At 61.1% G+C, this 16331-nt stretch carries 17 protein-coding genes; 7 read left to right on the top strand and 10 right to left on the bottom strand.

The window, feature by feature from the left end; translation table 11 throughout:
• Positions 1-145: 145 nt before the first annotated feature.
• Complete coding sequence (locus tag INS80_RS07270; RefSeq protein WP_192964996.1) at positions 146-1477, bottom strand: amidase; 1332 nt, start codon at positions 1475-1477, stop codon at positions 146-148.
• Positions 1478-1622: 145 nt separating this feature from the next.
• On the opposite strand from INS80_RS07270, the gene INS80_RS07265 reads away from it, so the two are divergent.
• Positions 1623-2849: an FAD-dependent monooxygenase gene (locus tag INS80_RS07265; protein WP_192964995.1), complete on the top strand. Its 1227-nt coding sequence runs from the start codon at positions 1623-1625 to the stop codon at positions 2847-2849.
• 108 nt (positions 2850-2957) lie between these two features.
• On the opposite strand, the gene INS80_RS07260 is transcribed toward INS80_RS07265, so the two are convergent.
• The 7 genes from INS80_RS07260 to INS80_RS07235 form a co-directional block, all read right to left on the bottom strand.
• The gene (locus INS80_RS07260) at positions 2958-3650 is read right to left on the bottom strand and encodes a hypothetical protein (RefSeq protein ID WP_192964994.1); all 693 of its coding nucleotides are present in this window, start codon (positions 3648-3650) and stop codon (positions 2958-2960) included.
• 91 nt (positions 3651-3741) lie between these two features.
• Positions 3742-3936 carry a Trm112 family protein gene (locus tag INS80_RS07255; protein ID WP_192964993.1) on the bottom strand — a complete coding sequence of 65 codons (195 nt, stop codon included), beginning with the start codon at positions 3934-3936 and terminating at the stop codon, positions 3742-3744.
• Positions 3933-4577, bottom strand: a complete 645-nt coding sequence (locus INS80_RS07250; RefSeq protein ID WP_192964992.1) for an LON peptidase substrate-binding domain-containing protein — start codon at positions 4575-4577, stop codon at positions 3933-3935. The genes INS80_RS07255 and INS80_RS07250 overlap by 4 nt, the downstream gene beginning before the upstream one ends.
• Positions 4578-4604: 27 nt before the next feature.
• Positions 4605-5540, bottom strand: coding sequence for a tetratricopeptide repeat protein (locus INS80_RS07245; RefSeq protein WP_192964991.1), 936 nt, complete (start codon positions 5538-5540; stop codon positions 4605-4607).
• Between the two features lie 301 nt (positions 5541-5841).
• The gene (locus tag INS80_RS07240; RefSeq protein WP_192964990.1) at positions 5842-6630 is read right to left on the bottom strand and encodes an exodeoxyribonuclease III; all 789 of its coding nucleotides are present in this window, start codon (positions 6628-6630) and stop codon (positions 5842-5844) included.
• Positions 6630-6785 (bottom strand): hypothetical protein, encoded by a 156-nt coding sequence (locus INS80_RS19275; RefSeq protein ID WP_226892583.1) that lies wholly within the window; start codon positions 6783-6785, stop codon positions 6630-6632. Before INS80_RS19275 ends, INS80_RS07240 begins: the two co-directional genes overlap by 1 nt.
• Before the next feature lie 122 nt (positions 6786-6907).
• On the bottom strand, positions 6908-7594 hold the full coding sequence (locus tag INS80_RS07235; RefSeq protein WP_192964989.1) for a response regulator transcription factor: 687 nt from the start codon (positions 7592-7594) through the stop codon (positions 6908-6910).
• A 171-nt stretch (positions 7595-7765) separates the two neighbouring features.
• Between INS80_RS07235 and ribA the strand changes: the two genes are divergently transcribed.
• The gene (ribA, locus tag INS80_RS07230; protein ID WP_192964988.1) at positions 7766-8854 is read left to right on the top strand and encodes a GTP cyclohydrolase II; all 1089 of its coding nucleotides are present in this window, start codon (positions 7766-7768) and stop codon (positions 8852-8854) included.
• Complete coding sequence (locus tag INS80_RS07225) at positions 8854-9369, top strand: L,D-transpeptidase family protein (RefSeq protein WP_226892582.1); 516 nt, start codon at positions 8854-8856, stop codon at positions 9367-9369. Before ribA ends, INS80_RS07225 begins: the two co-directional genes overlap by 1 nt.
• Here INS80_RS07225 and INS80_RS07220 read toward each other — a convergent pair.
• Positions 9353-10012, bottom strand: coding sequence for a YggS family pyridoxal phosphate-dependent enzyme (locus tag INS80_RS07220; protein ID WP_192964987.1), 660 nt, complete (start codon positions 10010-10012; stop codon positions 9353-9355). The two genes, INS80_RS07225 and INS80_RS07220, sit on opposite strands and share 17 nt — an antisense overlap.
• A gap of 139 nt (positions 10013-10151) precedes the next feature.
• On the bottom strand, positions 10152-11135 hold the full coding sequence (locus tag INS80_RS07215) for a porin (RefSeq protein ID WP_192964986.1): 984 nt from the start codon (positions 11133-11135) through the stop codon (positions 10152-10154).
• A 494-nt stretch (positions 11136-11629) separates the two neighbouring features.
• Here INS80_RS07215 and INS80_RS07210 point away from each other — a divergent pair, with 494 nt between their 5' ends.
• The 4 genes from INS80_RS07210 (at position 11630) to holA (ending at position 16323) form a co-directional block, all read left to right on the top strand.
• Positions 11630-12115: a DUF3576 domain-containing protein gene (locus tag INS80_RS07210; RefSeq protein WP_192964985.1), complete on the top strand. Its 486-nt coding sequence runs from the start codon at positions 11630-11632 to the stop codon at positions 12113-12115.
• Positions 12116-12207: 92 nt separating this feature from the next.
• A complete protein-coding gene (gene leuS / locus INS80_RS07205; protein WP_192964984.1) occupies positions 12208-14760 on the top strand; it encodes a leucine--tRNA ligase in 2553 nt (850 codons plus the stop codon).
• On the top strand, positions 14747-15298 hold the full coding sequence (gene lptE / locus INS80_RS07200; RefSeq protein WP_192964983.1) for an LPS assembly lipoprotein LptE: 552 nt from the start codon (positions 14747-14749) through the stop codon (positions 15296-15298). The genes leuS and lptE overlap by 14 nt, the downstream gene beginning before the upstream one ends.
• Positions 15295-16323: a DNA polymerase III subunit delta gene (gene holA / locus INS80_RS07195; RefSeq protein ID WP_192964982.1), complete on the top strand. Its 1029-nt coding sequence runs from the start codon at positions 15295-15297 to the stop codon at positions 16321-16323. Before lptE ends, holA begins: the two co-directional genes overlap by 4 nt.
• Positions 16324-16331 lie beyond the last annotated feature (8 nt).

Genomic DNA, 16331 nt, shown 5'->3' with positions numbered 1-16331 from the left:
CCTCAGGTTCGGGATCATTGGCGCCCCGTTTGCAAACAAGGTACAGAGCACGACCCCATCCGTCCAGTCGCATGGACCCTGCACGGTGAATTTGTGGCTTTCAGGACAACGTCCGCAAAAGCTACGCAAGCCTACCGAAATTTTGTCACAACAAGACGGCTTCTACCCCCGCTCCGATTCTCAGCAGCGCCTCTTCGCAGTCGGGCTGACCCAGGATCTGCAACCCACAGGACGCCTTGCCAGTCGGCAAGGTCAGGGCGCAAAGGCCCATCAGATTTCCAATCCGTGTGTTGCGCAGGGTCAGAAGGTTGGCCTTGACGTAGTAATCGCGATCCTTCTCCAGCCGGTCCATGTTGGGCGGAAGGATAGGGCATGTTGGCGTCAACACCCCGTCAAAGCCCGAAACCGCCTGATCCCAGACCATGCGGCACTGCTCCAGCTTAGCCCAAGCGGCCACATAATCGGGCCCGCTGAACTGGGCGCCCGCCCGGAAGCGTTCAAGGATTTCGGCAAACATCACCTCGGGGCTGGACTCGATGACGTCCTTCCAAAGCCCGTAGGCCTCGGTCGTGTAGAGGATGGCGCTGAGATCCATAGCCTCTTGCAGCTGCGGCACCTCAAGTGGCACGATTTCGGCGCCAGCCGCCTTCAGCTTGCCCAGAGTTTCGACATGGGCCGCTGCAACCCCCGGTTCCAAATCATCACGTGCGATTGTGCGCAGATCGGCAAAGCGGCGGCCTTTCAGCGTTGGCGGGTTGCGCAGATCCGGGCCGTTGGTGCCCTCCATGAGACCCAACATCAGACCGGCATCTTCGACCGAGCGGGCCAATGGGCCGACGGTATCGAACTTGAGGCACAGAGGCACGACTCCTTCAAGGCTGATACGGCCCGAGGTGGTCTTGAGCCCGACAAGGTTATTCCAAGCCGAGGGAATCCGCACCGATCCGCCCGTATCAGAGCCGATCCCGCAAGCGGCCAGACCAAAGGCAACCGAAGCCGCGGCACCGGAAGACGACCCGCCGGGAACAGCACCTTCATTACTCACACAAGGTGGGGTTGCTTTTACGGGGTTGAGGCCAAGACCGGAGAAGGCCAGCTCGCTCATATGCGTCTTGCCCAGACATACCGTTCCCATGGAGGTGGCACTTTCCAGAACACGCGCATCGCGCTCAGGCACGCGACCTTTCAGAAGGTCTGATCCCGCTTCAGTCCTGGTTCCGGCGCTGTCGAACAGATCTTTCCAGCTGATCGGCACCCCATCTAGAGCCGATCGCCGCAGATCCAGCTTGGCCCGCTTGGAGGCGGCCTCGGCCTCGGCAAGAGCGCGGTCATGAGTGACCTCGGCATAAATCCTATCGCGCAGAGGATGAGCATCGATGGCATCCAGATAACAGCCGGTCAGGTCAATCGGATCGATCTCTCCCGCACCGATTCCGCGTCCCAGCTCTGCCGCAGTCATCTTCAGCCACTCATGCATCCGTCGTTTCTCCCGTTTTGCACCCTGCACGCCCTGTGTCTTTGGGCGCGACGGTAACGATAGGTTGTCGGTGGGACAATCCCGCACAGGACGCAAGCGGGACATTCGGTTGGACAATCTCCGTACAAAGCGCATATTGCACCCAATGATGAACAGCTCTGATATCCTGATTGTTGGCGGCGGGCTGAACGGCCCTGCGCTGGCGCTGGCGCTGGCCCAGACTGGCCACAGCGTGACCGTGATCGACGCCCTGCCCGAACTGGCCCTGCAAGACGACGGCTTCGACGGGCGCGGCTATGCGCTGGCGCTGGCCTCCAAACGCCTGCTCGACCGGATCGGCGTCTGGCCGCATGTGGCGGACAAGGCGCAGCCCATGCTCGAGATCAAAGCATCGGACGGTCACGCGGGCGAAGGACCCGCCCCTTTTTTCATTCACTTTGACCATACCGAGATCGAAGAAGGTCCCATGGGCTATATGGTCGAAGACCGCTTCCTGCGCCGTGCCTTCCTTGAGGCAATGAAGGACGAGCCCTTGATCACCACGGTGAATGGGCGCCGCGTGGTGGCCCAGTCGCCGGACGCAACCGGGGTTATCGTGACCCTGGATGACGGGTCCGAATTGCGTGGCAGGCTGCTGGTCGGCTCGGACGGGCGCAAAAGCGGCACTGCACAGCGCGCCGGGATCAAGCGCAGCGGCTGGGACTACGGGCAGACCGCACTGGTCTGCGCCATCGAACATGATAAGCCCCATGGCGGCATTGCTCATCAGTTCTTCATGCCCGCAGGGCCGCTGGCTATCCTGCCCCTTCCCGGCAATCGCTCCTCCATCGTCTGGAGCGAAAGGACCGAGACTGCCGCAGCCATACACGCGCTAGATGATGCCGGTTACATCGCAGCTCTGAAGCCTCGGTTCGGGGATTTCCTGGGCGAGATTTCACTGGCAGGCAAACGCTTCACCTATCCGCTGAACCTGACCGTCGCAAACAGCTTCATCGCGGATCGTCTGGCGCTGATCGGCGATGCCGCCCACGGGATGCACCCGATTGCCGGACAGGGCCTGAACGCGGGCCTGCGCGATGTGGGCGCGCTGGCCGAGGTGCTGACCGAGGCGACACGGCGGGGCGAGGATATTGGATCTTCACTTGTTCTGGAACGCTACCAGCAGTGGCGCCGGTTTGACACCGCGACACTGGCCATGGCCACGGATGTGTTCAACAAGCTCTTTTCCAACGACAACCCGCTTCTGCGGCTGGGCCGCGACATCGCTATGGGACTGGCAGGTGCCCTGCCCGGCCTGCGCCGAGGCTTCATGCGCGAGGCTGCCGGTCTTACCGGGGATCTACCCCGCTTGCTGCAAGGCAAGCCCATCTGATTGAGGCACAACCGCGCCGTGCGACAGCGCGGCGCCAGGCCCAAGTCCGCGCCTTTGCTTTGGCGCAGCCAATGGACAGGCCGGACGCAGGAGCGCTCGCCTCCCCCGTCAGAGCTCGGACCAAAATTCCAACGACGGCTCACAGACATTATGCAAAGGCGCGATAAACCGCCCGGGGTGTTCGATCCTGTCATACTGCATACGTCTTGGCGACCAGTTGAAGTACTGACGCCCATCGTCATTTTCTACGATCATGACCCCATGAAAGTACCAGCCAGAGTTTGATTTGTACCCTGAATCGGTTGTGTACAAAGAAAACCCCCGCAGATCCCAGATCGACCGGATCTTCACCCAAGGACCGTGATGCGCAATGCAGAGTGGCGCTCCCCCGGCAAGTCTGTTTGCGTGACCAAGCACGATGACAGCCGACAGGATCGACCAGAGTGCTGCCACTGTGGCGACGACAATTCCCGACAAAGCAGCGCGTGCTGCAAACGGCCCCAGCCGCTTACCCCCCAAGAACAGCAGGCTTGCTGCCACCCCTAGTGACAGCGCACCACCATGGTACATCACCATAAGGCCCGATTTTGGCGTAGCGAATGCCGAGAAGATCAGCGTCAACAGAAATCCAGACAGATGAACAGCGATTGAAGCTGACTTTGCCAGCACCGGCGATACAGGGGTTTTTCGCAAACGCTCTGTCAGTATCGCAATCAAGGGAACCAAAGGAGCAGCCCACACCATCAGGGCGAGAAGTGAAAACACCCCTATCGATGAAAGCGATACCCTGGCATCCATCATCTGAAGAAAGCCGACAGCTATAAGAGCAGCACATGCAGCGCGTATGGAAACAGAGGTCCTTGGCGCCCAACCTCGCCAGGTCAAACCACCCTCACTCCAGCGGGCGCGCCTCGTCCACCAGCATCACCGGGATGCCACCCCGGATCGGGAAGGCCAGGTTGGCGGGCTTGGAGATCAGCTCCTGCGCCTCAGCGTCGTATTCGAGCACCGCATTGGTCACAGGGCAGACGAGCGCCTCCAACATGCGTCGGTCAAAGGCGGGCGACTGGTTCTGCTCTTCGCTCATTGCAGGGGATCCTCATTCGAACCGCTACGCAAAGCGAATTCGATCAACGTGACAAGGGTTTCCCGCCTTGTTGCAAGAGAAGGCGCCTCAAGCAAGGCCTGTTTGTCCTCAGGTTCGAAATCGAGCAACATCGACAGAGAATTGATCAGAAGCTCATCATCCGCCCCCTCAAGCGCCTCCCAGTCCGTAGAGAGGTTTCGCGCAGCGAAATACCGAGACAACAGCTCCAGCAGTGCCGCGCGCTCAAATCCGCAGTCGGGTTCAGCCCGGCCCAGATCAGCCTCGAACCCTGACCAATCAACCTCGCATTTGCGATAGGGCGTAAAACCGGTGATTTCGCTGCTGACCCGAAACCTGGATACGCCCGAGAGCGTGATCAGGTATCGGCCGTCCTCAGTTTCGGAAAACTGGGTGACACGCCCGGCACAGCCAATGGCATGCAAAGCGTTCCCCTGTCCATCTCGGGTCGGACACGGTTGCACCATACCAATAAGCCGCTCCCGTGTCTTCAGAGCATCCTCAAGCATCTGCAGGTAACGCGGCTCAAATATATGCAGCGGCAGTTTAGACCGGGGCAGCAAAAGTGCCCCGGGCAGTGGAAAAACGGGCAAAGAGCCCGGCAGGTCCGCGTGTTTCAACATGGCCTGAAGTGTAGCGCACCAGCCGTCTCAGGCAAATATCATTGAACTCAATTTGCGACGTCCTTCGAGGACCACCGGATCGCTCGGCTGGAGCGCATCGAAGATCGTGAAAAGCTGCGCCTTGGCAGCGCCATCGTTCCACTCACGATCGCGGCGGAAGAGTTCCAGCAACTCGGCAACGGCACCAGCTGCATCACCTGAAGCATGCAAGGCCTGTGCCAGATCGAACCGGGCTGCGTGATCGGCCGGATCGGCCTCCACCTTGGTGCGCAGTTCGGCAACCGGCCCCGCATTCGCTGCCTGTCGGGCGAGTTCGATCTGGGCGCGCGCCGCTTCGATCTCAGGCGCGTCAGAAATCTCAGCCGGAGCGCCATTCAGGATCGCTTCAGCCTGATCCAGGTCCTCCAGCGCAATATGCGCCCGCGCCAGCCCCCCATACGCGGCCGCGTTCTTGTCATCCTCACCCAGAACAGCAGCAAAGGTCTGGGCCGCATCGGCCACGGCGCCTTCGGCCAGCATCTCTTCGGCGGCTTCAAGAGCAGCGCCAAGGCCTCCGTCCGCTTCACCGCCCGCAGCCTCAATCACCTTTTTCAGGAAGGCATCGATTTCACTGGGAGGCAACGCGCCTTGGAACATATCGATGGGACGCCCCTGCACAAAGGCGACAACCGTCGGAATCGACTGCAGCGGCAGACCCTGCTGCGCCAGCGCCTGGGCGAGGCGCTGGTTCTGATCCACATCGATCTTGGCCATGGTCACAGCGCCCTTGGCACGCGTCACCGCAGCCTCCAGCGCCGGGCCAAGCGTCTTGCAGGGACCACACCAGGGTGCCCAGAAATCGACAATCACCGGTGCTTGCATCGAGGCTTCGACCACATCCTGCATAAAGGTCGCTTCCGTGACGTCCTTGATCAGATCACCTGCGGACGCAGCCGTGCCCGCACTACCGAGAATATCCATCATGCTCTTGTTCTCCGTTTGGAACTTGCCCCCTATATGGATTGCTGAGGCTCAGAAACCAAGAGAGGAGTTCTCAGGCGCCCAGCGTAAGGCAACCCCTCCCGCGCCCACAGCCGCCCTGAGGGGCGCCTTATGCGGCCTTGGGCCGCGCAGCGCGCACGCGCGCTGCGGTTACGCGTCTATTATCCATTACTGCGGCCAACAGAGACCCGCCGTGCGCCAGCACGGCGCCCGGCCCAACTGTGGCGGCGCAATCTTTGATTGCTCCAGAACAGGCGGGAGCGCCCAGCCCTGCCACCAAGTGCTAGAGATCGAAAGTCGCAAAGACCGGCGCGTGGTCGCTGGGCTTTTCCCAGCCGCGGGCATCGCGCAGGATCCGGCTGGAATGACCCGCGTTCGAAATGTCGCCGGTGGCCCAGACGTGGTCCAGCCGCCGCCCCTTGTCCGCCGCATCCCAGTCTTTCGCCCGATAGGACCACCAGCTGTAAAGCCGCCCGTCCGGGATGTCCTGCCGAGTGATATCGACCCAGCCGCCTGCATCCTGTGTCTGTGCCAGATGCTCGACCTCGATGGGCGTATGGCTCACGATCTTCAGCAGTTTCTTGTGGTCCCAGACATCATCCTCGCGCGGGGCGATGTTGAGATCCCCGACCAGGATGGATTTCTGCGGTTTCTCCCCATGGAACCAGTCCCGCATGCCGGTGAGGTAATCGAGCTTCTGGCCGAATTTCTCGTTGATCTCGCGGTCGGGTTTGTCGCCCCCCGCAGGCACATAGAAATTGTGGATAGTGACGCCGTTCTCCAGCCGCCCCGCAACATGACGCGCGTGGCCAAGATCCGCGAAATCCTCGCTGCCGACCTCGGTGATGGGCATCCGCGACAGGATCGCCACACCGTTGTACCCCTTCTGCCCGCGCGCCACCATATGGGTGTAGCCAAGCGCGGCAAAGCCCTCCATCGGGATCTTCTCCACCGGGCTTTTGCATTCCTGTAGACACAGCACATCCGGCGCCTCTTCCTGCAACAGCTTTTGCACGATCGGCTCGCGCAGGCGGACGGAGTTGATGTTCCAGGTGCAAAGTGTGAAGGGCATTACGCATCTCTTTCATAGCGGCGGGTCGGCGCCATTCTTGCCCTCAGGCTGCGCAGGATACCAGAGGCGAATTCGCTGACCCGCCATAGAACGACGGGCCATAGGCCAAAAAAGACCGGGCGCCAGGCCCGGTCCAGTCCAACAGGGAGGTGCATATCGTAACCCGGATATGCGTGGGATTTGGTGAAGATCCATTGCAGGATAAAGGTGACTGCTAGATCTCTCTTTGATCTGCGTCAACGGCCTTCCCCTGCGTGAGGATGACTTCCTTTCGCCCTCAGGTCGCCAGCCGATACCCACCCGATTCCGTCACCAGAATCCGGGCGTTCGAAGGATCCGGCTCGATCTTTTGGCGCAGGCGGTAGATATGGGTTTCAAGCGTATGGGTGGTGACGCCCGCATTATAGCCCCAGACCTCGTGCAGCAGCACATCACGCGCCACGACCCCATCGTTGGAGCGATAGAGGAACTTCAGGATGTTGGTTTCCTTCTCGGTCAAGCGGATCTTGCGGTTGTCCTCGGTTTCAAGGAGTTTCATCGCTGGCTTGAAGATATAGGGGCCAAGGCCGAACACCGCGTCCTCGGACTGTTCGTGAGTGCGCAATTGGGCACGAATGCGGGCCAGCAGAACCGGAAACTTGAAGGGTTTTGTCACATAGTCGTTGGCACCCGCATCAAGACCCAAAATGGTGTCCGCATCGCTGTCGTGACCGGTCAGCATCAGGATCGGTGCCTTGACGCCCTGCTTACGCATCAGGCGGCACAATTCCCGGCCGTCTGTGTCAGGCAGTCCTACATCGAGGATAACAAGATCGTACAACGCCTCTTTGGCGCGTTCCATAGCGGCCTGCCCGTTCTCGGCTTCAAAGACGTCGAAATCTTCGGTCATGATCAGCTGCTCGCTCAGCGCCTCGCGCAGATCGTCGTCGTCGTCCACCAGCAGTATCTTTTTCAATTGCGCCACGGCACTGTCCTCCTTTGCGTTGGCAAACAGATGCGGTCAGCATCGCACAACCACAAGATATGCTTCAAAAGTTTCACGCCCTCGTGTCCATGACGCAGGATTTGTTTCACTTCCGTTGCATTTGGGCCTAGGTAGGGAGCGTTATAATGTCACGAACATCCGGATGGTTGCATGAGCCTGCTGCCCACCACACTCGAACTGCTGGCCCGCGCGCGGGTTGATCTTCGCATGGGGCTGCCCGTGGTGCTAGAGGGGGGCGGCACGACAACACTGGCGCTTGCAGCCGAAAGCCTTACGGCCGAGCGCTTGGCGGACCTGCGCGCTCTTGGTCCGGTATCACTGGCGCTGACCGCACGGCGCGCCGAAACGCTCAAAGCACGCGCCTATGATGGCGATCTTGCTCGGATCGAAGTTCCGGCGGACGCCACCATGGGCTGGATACAGGCGCTCGCCGACCCCGCGGATGACCTGAACACTCCGATGAAAGGCCCGCTTATCAGCCTGCGCGACGGGCCTGCAGACCTGCACCGCCTTTCCATCGCGCTGGTGAAATCGGCGCGCCTGCTGCCCGCTGCGCTTGTGGTGCCTATCGACTCGAGTGCGCCCTACGTTGGCGATTATGGGCTGACGCGCATTGCCGAGGCCGCCGCCGAACCGCTCCTGAGCCAAAGCTCTCCGCTCCACCCGGTCGCAGCAGCCCGCCTGCCCATGGATGCCGCTGAGGCTGGGCGCCTGCACATCTTCCGGCCCGAAGACGGCGGCGAAGAACATTACGCCGTTGAAATCGGCCGCCCCGACCGCAGCAAGCCGGTACTGGCGCGGCTGCATTCGGCCTGTTTCACCGGAGACGTCCTCGGATCGCTAAAATGCGATTGCGGCCCGCAATTGCGCGGCGCGCTGGCGCAGATGGGCGAAGAAGGCGCGGGCGTTCTCTTGTACCTCAACCAGGAAGGGCGCGGCATCGGCCTTGCCAACAAGATGCGCGCCTACAGCCTGCAGGATCAGGGGTTCGACACGGTCGAGGCCAACCACCGTCTTGGGTTCGAGGATGATGAGCGCGATTTCCGCCTCGGCGCGGCGATCCTAAAAGAAATGGGTTTCAATGCCGTCCGCCTGATGACCAACAATCCCGGCAAGATCGCGATGATGGAGAAAGCCGGAGTTGCCGTCACTGAGCGCGTTGCATTGAAGGTCGGCGAAAACGCCCACAACCGCGCCTACCTTGCAACCAAGGCTGCCAAATCGGGGCACATGCTATGATGATGACGCGTGCCGCCTCTGCCTCTGACTTGGTCCTGACGCCGCGCGGTGTCCGCTTCATGGGGCGCACCCTGCCCTGTTCAATCGGAAAAGGCGGGCTGACTGCAAACAAGCGCGAAGGCGATGGCGCGACGCCGACAGGCATACATGGCATTGTCGGGATGCTTTATCGGCCCGATCGCATCGCAAGACCTGCGAATTGGGCGGTTCCCATCGGGCCAAATGATCTGTGGTCAGACGATGTGAAAGATCCTGACTACAACCTGATGGTCCGCACGCCGCATAGCTACAGTCACGAGCGCCTGCGCCGCGCCGATCCGCTTTATGATCTGGTGCTGATCACCGACTGGAACTGGCCGGGTGCGGTCAAGGGGCGCGGCTCGGCGATCTTCCTGCATCAATGGCGTAGGCCGGGCTACCCGACCGAAGGCTGCATCGCCTTCAGTCGCAGCGACCTGCACTGGATTGCGCCACGCCTTCGGCACGGCTGCCGGGTTATCATTCCGCCGGTTTGACCCGCTCGCCAAAGATGGCCGAGCCGACCCTCACGTGGGTTGCGCCAAGCGCGATGGCGCTCTCAAAATCGCCGCTCATCCCCATCGAGAGGCCGGTCAGCTCGTTGCGTTTGGCGATCTTGGCCAATAGCGCGAAATGCAGCGCCGGCTCTTCGTCCACCGGGGGGATGCACATCAACCCCTTGATGGGCAGATCCAGCGCGCGACACTCCGCGATGAAGGAATCTGCATCGGCAGGCAGCACGCCCGCCTTCTGCTCTTCCTCGCCGGTGTTGACCTGAATGAAGAGATCCGGGCAATGGCCGATCTCCTGCGCGAGGCGTGCAAGGGTCTTGGCCAGTTTGAGGCGGTCGACCGAGTGGATGCTGTCGAACAGCTCCATCGCCTGACGGGCCTTGTTGGTCTGCAAAGGGCCGATCAAATGCAGATCAATCCCGTCGAATCGCGTTGCAAAATCGGGCCACTTGCCTGCGGCCTCCTGCACACGGTTTTCCCCGAAACAGCGGTGGCCCTGCTCCAGCACGGCTTCTACCCGCTCGTTAGGCTGGACCTTGGACACGGCGATCAGATGCACCGATCCCGACGCGCGGCCTGCGGCCTGTTCGGCCTTTGCGATGCGGGTCTTGATCTCTTCCAGGGACATGGGTGGCCTCCGAGCAATGAAAATGCGGTTGGATCTCGGCGCAGAGAAACACTGTTTGGGGCAAAATGTTAAGAGGCAAAAGAAAAGGGCGAGCCTGCAAGCAGGCCCGCCCCCAATTTCACGCTAAGCGTGGTTCAGCTTAGAAGCTGAAGTACACACCAGCCTGGAACTGGTTGTCGTCGTCGGCTTCGTCAACGTAACCGGCAACGATGGTTGCGCCGCCACCCAGGTCGTACTGGTAGTTGATGCCGAAGGAGGTGCCGTCAACGCCGCCGTCACCTTTAACGGTGGACACGGAACCAGGTGCGTCAGCGGAGTTCACCCAAACCAGGATGTTGGACGCTGCGCCGATGTCCATGTTGCCTTCCAGAGTGAACGAGTCAACCTGGTCGGTCGAACCGTATGCCAGTTTCGCGCCGAATGCACCGAAGTTACCGCCGATGGCAGCAAAGGTGATGTCGTTGGCTGCAACGGAGGAGGACTGCATCGCTGCGGTGACATAGTAGTCGCCGAAGGAGTAGGTGACCATTGCGCCGGTGCGGTCTTCGCCGCCTGCGGTACCGGCAACGGTGCCGCCGTTACGCTGCGAGTAGGACAGGTGACCGGTGAAGCCGCCAGCGGAGTACAGAGCTTCGATGCCGTTCACGCCAGTGCCAGCGGAGGAGTAAGCATCCCAGTTAAAGGTGGTGCCGCCGTTGGTTTTGATCGCTATCTGGTGGAAGCCCATGCCGTCGATGCCGGTGCCGGCGGAACGGGTGCCGGATGCATACAGGCCGGGTGCGTTTTCAACAGCACCGATGATGTTGCCAACGTTCACGGTGATACCGTTGTAGGTCACACCAAAACGAGCGCCGTTGAATACTGCGGTGCCGGCGGTGCCGTCACGGCTTTCAGCCTGTGCGCGGAAACGAGCGTTGAAGCCAACACCCGCGTCGGTTTCGGTGGACATGTCCACCTGCAGACGCAGACGGCTGGTGATGTTGGTTTTGGAGCGGCCGACGACGCGCTCGTTAGCGGAGTTGTAGTCCAGACCAAAACGGCCGTAACCGCCGAATTTGACGTCTGCAGCAGCCATGCCCGCGGTCGCGATCAGCGCGGTGGTTGCGAAGAGAACCTTTTTCATAGTTTTTCCCTCGGTTTTCAATTCACATGCCCAAACCGGGGAATCCGGCGTGGGTATGACAAGGGGTTTCGCTTTTTAGCCCCCGGTTTGGCAAGAGGTGCCCATTGACCGCAGATCATTGCCCCCCATGATGGTGCAGTTTTGCCACAGTTCTGTTTACCATGTGGTTTGAACGCCCAGTCAGCAGCGGTGATTGGACTGCAGCAGGATCGCCTTCGAAGCCCCGTACATGTACATATATACCTCTACCGGGATCATGTCCGCCTGTGTCACCGCTCTCGGATTCGTTTCGACCCTGACGTTTTCCACCTTCGCCCAAACCGTTTTGAAAATGCGCTCCCTCGAAGCTGTCCGCTGGACTGACGTTATACATGCCAGGATCGGAATTCTGTTCAGCCTGTGAATCGTGCTTGTAGGACACCGCGCTAAAGCGCTTGCCCCGCTTGTAGCGCATGCGATAGGACTGCCTCAGGTCAAAGGCTCCGGGAGCGGCTATGAAACTGCAGACTATTTCCAAGGTAACACTCATTGGCGCACTCTGCCTGGGCGTCGCCGCCTGCGGCGGGCGCGGCAACAACCGCCCGGCCAACACCAGTGTACCACAAGAATTCAATAACGATGTGGACGCGGCTCAAAGCAGTAGCTCTTCGATCTGGGATGTCTTTGGCGGCAAACCGGACCAGAAAGTGCAGGTCAACCGCTACCTCTGGAATGCCAGCATGGATGTATTGAGCTTTCTGCCCGTTCAAAGCGTCGACCCCTTCACCGGTGTGATCGTTACCGGATATGGCACCCCGCCCGGCGGTGGACGGGCTTATCGCGCGACGGTCCATATCAAGGATCCCGCGCTGGATGCGCGTTCGCTGAATGTATCACTCCACTCCAAGGGCGGACCGGTGAGCGCCTCCACCACGCGGGCGGTCGAAGATGCGATTCTGTCGCGCGCACGGCAGCTGCGCATTGCGGACAAAAACTTCTAAGGTCTCTACCCTCTGGAAAGCCGCGAAAAACATCATTATCACCAGCGCCGGGCCCCATCGCCCGGCGTTTTCACTCTCAAAGGACCGCATCCATGTCGCGTTACTCTGCCTCCGAGATCGAAGCAAAATGGCAGGAAGCCTGGGATAAAGCCGGGATTTTCCAGGCCAAACGGACGGCAGACAAGCCAAAGTACTATGTCCTGGAGATGTTCCCCTACCCATCGGGCCGCATCCACATGGGGCATGTGCGCAACTACACCATGGGCGACGTGGTGGCGCGCTACAAGATGTCCACCGGCCACAACGTGCTGCACCCGATGGGCTGGGACGCTTTCGGGATGCCCGCGGAAAACGCCGCAATGGCCATCGGCGGCCACCCCAAGGACTGGACCTATAACAACATCGCCGACATGCGCGGCCAGATGAAACCGCTGGGCCTGTCGATCGACTGGTCCCGCGAATTCGCCACCTGCGATCCCGAATACTATGGCCAGCAGCAGTCCCTGTTCCTTGATTTCCTTGAAAAAGGTCTCGTCTACCGCAAGAACGCCGTGGTCAACTGGGACCCGGTCGACATGACCGTTCTGGCCAACGAACAGGTCGAAAACGGGCGTGGCTGGCGTTCCGGCGCGCTGGTGGAGCGGCGCGAGCTAACCCAGTGGTTTTTCAAGATCTCCGACTACTCCGAGGAACTGCTAGAGGCGCTGGACGGATTGGAGAACTGGCCCGCCAAGGTGCGGCTGATGCAGGAAAACTGGATCGGCAAATCCCGCGGTCTGCAGTTCTCGTTCGAGCGCACCGATGGCGGCAAAGCGATCGAGGTCTACACCACCCGCCCCGACACGCTGATGGGCGCATCCTTTGTGGGTATCTCGCCCGATCACCCGATTGCTAAGCAGCTTGAGGCAGAAAGCCCCGAGATGGCCGAATTTCTGGCCGAATGCCGCAAGGGCGGCACCACAGCCGAAGCCATCGAGACCGCTCCGAAACTCGGCCGCGACACCGGCATCCGTGTAAAACACCCGCTGGACCCAAACTGGGAGCTGCCGGTCTGGATCGCGAACTTTATCCTGATGGACTATGGCACCGGCGCGATCTTTGCCTGCCCTGCGCACGACCAGCGCGACCTTGATTTCTGCCGCAAATACGATCTGCCGGTCACCGATACCTTTGTCGCGCTGGACGATCCCAAGCCGGTCGAGAACGATGCCTTCGTGCCGCCAAAGACCGAAAAGGTGAAATGGATCAACCATTTCGCAGGTCTCGACGAGGCCACCGGCGAAGAGGCGATCAACATCACCATCGACAAGGCCGAGGCCGAAGGCTGGGGCCAGGGCGTCACCAAGTTCCGCCTGCGTGACTGGGGACTTTCCCGTCAGCGCTACTGGGGCTGCCCGATTCCGGTCGTCCATTGCGACAGCTGCGGCGTAGTGCCCGAGAAAAAGGAAAACCTGCCCGTCCGCCTGCCGGATGATGTAAGTTTCGACAAGCCCGGCAATCCGCTGGACCGCCACCCGACCTGGCGCGATTGTGCCTGCCCCAAGTGTGGCAAGCCCGCCCAACGCGAAACCGACACGATGGATACCTTCGTCGATTCGTCCTGGTACTTCGCCCGCTTCACCGCCCCGCGCGCCGAAACGCCCACGGTGATGGAAGAAGCAGAATACTGGATGAACGTCGATCAATACATCGGCGGCATCGAACACGCGATTCTGCACCTCTTGTACTCGCGCTTCTTTGCCCGCGCGATGCACATCTGCGGCCACCTGCCCGAAAAGTCGAAAGAGCCCTTCGATGCGCTCTTCACCCAAGGGATGGTGACCCATGCGATCTACCAGACCATGGGCGACAATGGCCGCCCGGTTTATCACTACCCCGAACAAGTAGAGCTGCAGGGCGACAAGGCCTTCCTCAAGGAAACCGGCGCCGAGGTTGAGGTGATTCCCTCGGCCAAGATGTCGAAATCCAAGAACAACGTGGTGGATCCGCTCAGCATCATCTCGTCCTTCGGCGCCGATACCGCGCGCTGGTTCGTGCTGTCCGACAGCCCGCCGGAGCGGGACGTGGAATGGACCGCCGCCGGGGCCGAAGCCGCCTTCAAGCACCTGAACCGGGTCTGGAACCTTTCGGTGAAGATCGCCGAGATGGACGCAGGCCAGACCGGTTCGGGCGATGAGGATCTTCTGCGCGAGATGCACAAGGCGATCCGTGACGTGACGCTGGGCGTGGAATCCTTCGGCTTCAACGCCGCGATTGCCAAGCTTTACGCCTTCACCAACACGCTGGCGAAATCCAAGGCGGGCGCCGCCGCGCAGAAACAGGCGATCCGCACCCTGGCGCAGCTGATGTCGCCGATGACCCCACACCTAGCAGAAGCCATCTGGGAAGCACAGGGCGGCGAAGGTTTGGTGGCTATCGCACCCTGGCCTGTTGCCGACGAATCGATGCTGGTCGAAGACAGCGTGACCCTGCCGATCCAGATCAACGGCAAGCGGCGCGGTGAAATCACCGTGGCCAAGGATCTGCCCAAGGACGAGGTTGAAAAACTCGCGCTGGCGCACGAAGCTGTGCAAAAGGCGCTGGATGGCGGCGCCCCCAAAAAGGTGATCGTGGTGCCGGGCCGTATCGTCAATGTTGTTGCCTAATCTGAGGCATATACTCCTTTTGCCGCTGGCCGTGGTCCTTGGACTGTCGGCCTGCGGTTTCACTCCGGTTCATGCACCGGGGGGCACGGGGGCTGGCCTATTCGGAAAAGTACGTGTGCAATCCCCCGAAGAAATACGTGCCGACAGTGATGTGGATGCCTATCACCTGGTGCGTAGCCTTGAGGAGAACCTGGGACGCGGCGACGGCGGCGCCGTGGGCGGCGATTACCGGCTTGATCTGACCCTCAGCACCCGAAGCGAGGGGCAGGCGATCACCGCCGACAATGCGACCACCCGCTATTCCATTGTGGGCACTGCAGGTTTTGTGCTGACCCGCCTCTCGGACGGCGTGATTGTTGCCAGCGGCAGCGAAGACGCCTTCACCGGATATTCCGCAACGGGGTCGACCGTGGAAACCCTGGCCGGTGAACGCGACGCGCACGAGAGACTGATGCAGATCCTCGCCGATCAGATCACAGCGCGGCTCTTGACCACGGCGGATCTGTCACCTGCATCCACCGATCCGGTAGAGGGATGAAACTCTCCCCACGTGAGGCAGAGGGCTATTTCGCCAAGCCCGCCCCGGACAAGACCGGCCTTCTGATCTATGGCGCCGATTCCATGCGGGTGGCACTGAAACGGCAGCAGGTTTTGGCCGCACTGCTAGGCCCCGGCGCCGAAGAAGAAATGCGCCTGTCGCGCATGCCCGGCTCTGATCTGCGCAAGGATCCCGCGCAGCTTTTGGATGCGGTCAAGGCGGTGGGCTTCTTTCCCGGCGCCCGCGCCGTCTTTGTCGAGGACGCTACAGATGCGGCGGCCCCCGCGATTCTGACCACGCTGGAGGACTGGCAGCCGGGCGATGCCCAGATCATCGTCACCGCCGGTCAGCTCAAGGCCACATCCAAACTGCGCAAAGGGTTCGAAGGCCACCGCAACGCCTATGCCGCCGGCATTTACGACGATCCGCCCTCGCGCGCCGAAATCGAACGAATCCTGTCCGAGGCGCAGATCCGAGATGTGCCCGGCGACAGCATGTCGGCCCTCACGGACATCGCCAATGACATCGGGCCAGGTGATTTCTCCCGCATGATCGAAAAGCTCGCGCTTTATAAATATGACGACACCAGCCCCCTCACGCTGGAAGATATCGATGCCGTTGCCCCGCAATCCACCGAGGCCGCGCTGGACGATGTCCTGAACGTGGTGGCCGAGGGCCGTAGCGCCGAGATCGGCCCGCTATTGCGGAGGCTGCAGGCGCAAGGCACCAATGCGGTGACGCTCTGTATCGGGGCAACCCGCCATTTCCGCACGCTTTACACCGTGGCCGCCGATCCGGGCGGTCCTGCGCAGGGCATCGGCCGGTTGCGCCCGCCGCTTTATGGCAAACGCCGAGACCGGGTGCTGCGGCAGGCACAGGGCTGGGGCGCGGCAAAACTCCAGACCGCGCTGACCATTCTGACCGATACAGACCTGCAGCTGCGCTCTGCCGGGCAGACCGCACCCGCGCTGGCCCTGATGGAGCGCGCCCTGATCCGCCTCGCCATGCTGGGCCGGTCACGCTAGGCCGTAAC

It is taken from the genome of Phycobacter azelaicus (assembly GCF_014884385.1).
GTDB classification, from domain to species: Bacteria; Pseudomonadota; Alphaproteobacteria; order Rhodobacterales; family Rhodobacteraceae; genus Phycobacter; species Phycobacter azelaicus.
This window is presented reverse-complemented; position numbering and strand designations above follow the sequence as displayed.